The organism is Kitasatospora sp. NPDC054795, assembly GCF_053611565.1.
Genome location: NZ_JBSHAP010000306.1, coordinates 1 through 1,262 on the forward strand (window position 1 = coordinate 1; position 1,262 = coordinate 1,262).

1 protein-coding gene is annotated in these 1,262 nt (G+C 71.5%); it reads left to right on the forward strand.

Going from position 1 to position 1,262, the window contains the following annotated elements; genetic code table 11:
* Positions 1-262 precede the first annotated feature (262 nt).
* Complete coding sequence (locus ACWGJO_RS41630; protein WP_452190975.1) at positions 263-1,225, forward strand: hypothetical protein; 963 nt, start codon at positions 263-265, stop codon at positions 1,223-1,225.
* The last annotated feature ends 37 nt before the right edge of the window (positions 1,226-1,262 follow it).

The window sequence follows — 1,262 nt, forward strand, 5'->3', positions numbered from 1 at the left end:
CTTCCGTCGTGACGACCGTCCCTCCGGTGGCGGTTTCAACCGTGACCGCGGCGACCGCCCCTCCGGCGGTGGCTTCCGTCGCGACGACCGCCCCTCCGGCGGTGACCGCGGCGGCTTCCGCCGTGACGACCGTGGTGGCGACCGCGGTGGTTTCCGTCGTGACGACCGCCAGGGCGGCGGCTACCGTCGGGACCGTGACGACCGCGGCAGTGACCGTCGGGACTACGACGACCGCCGGGGCAACTACGAGCCCGTCAAGCGTCTGCCGATCCCGGAGGACATCACCGGCTTCGAGCTGGACGCGGACGTGCGCCAGGAGCTCAAGAGCCTGCCCAAGACCCTCGCGGACGACGTCGCCCGCAACCTGGTGATGGTGGCCCGCATGCTCGACAGCGAGCCGGAGGAGGCCTACCAGTACTCGCGCGTCGCGCTCCGTCTGGCCTCCCGCGTGGCGGCGGTCCGTGAGGCGGCCGGTTTTGCCTCGTACATGACGCAGCGTTACTCCGAGGCGCTGACCGAGTTCCGCGCCGCCCGTCGGATGACCGGCCGGGCGGACCTGTGGCCGGTGATGGCCGACTGCGAGCGCGGTCTGGGCCGCCCGGAGCGGGCGCTGGCGATGGCCGGTGAGCCCGAGGTGAAGCAGCTGGACAAGGCCGGCCAGGTCGAGATGCGTCTCGTGGCGGCCGGTGCTCGCAGCGACATGGAGCAGTTCGACGCTGCCGTGGTGACGCTGCAGAGCCCGGAGCTGGCTTCCAGCGCCGTGCACGCGTGGACCGCGCGCCTGCGGTACGCCTACGCCGAGGCCCTGATCGCGGCTGGCCGGGCCGACGAGGCCCGTGACTGGTTCGCCAAGGCCGCCGAGGCCGACACCGACGGCACCACCAACGCCTCGGAGCGGCTGGCCGAGATCGACGGCGTGGAGTTCATCGACACGCTCGACCCGGAGCTGGCCGAGGACGAGACCGAGTCGACGGATGCGCCGGCGAAGAAGCGCGGTGGCGGCGACAACGCCGACGACCGTGTGATCTTCGAGGACGAGGAGGACGTCGAGGAGTTCTACGACGAGGACGACCTCGAGATCGACGAGGACTTCGACGGCGTCGTCCCCGAGCGCGTCCAGGAGGTCCAGGACACCAAGGCCGACACCAAGGCCGAGGCCGAGGACGCCAAGGCCGCCAAGGTTGAGTCGAAGGCCGACGCCGAGGCTGCCGCCGACAAGAGCTGAGCAGTTCCCGAGGCAACGCCGTGAGGCCCTGCCGTTC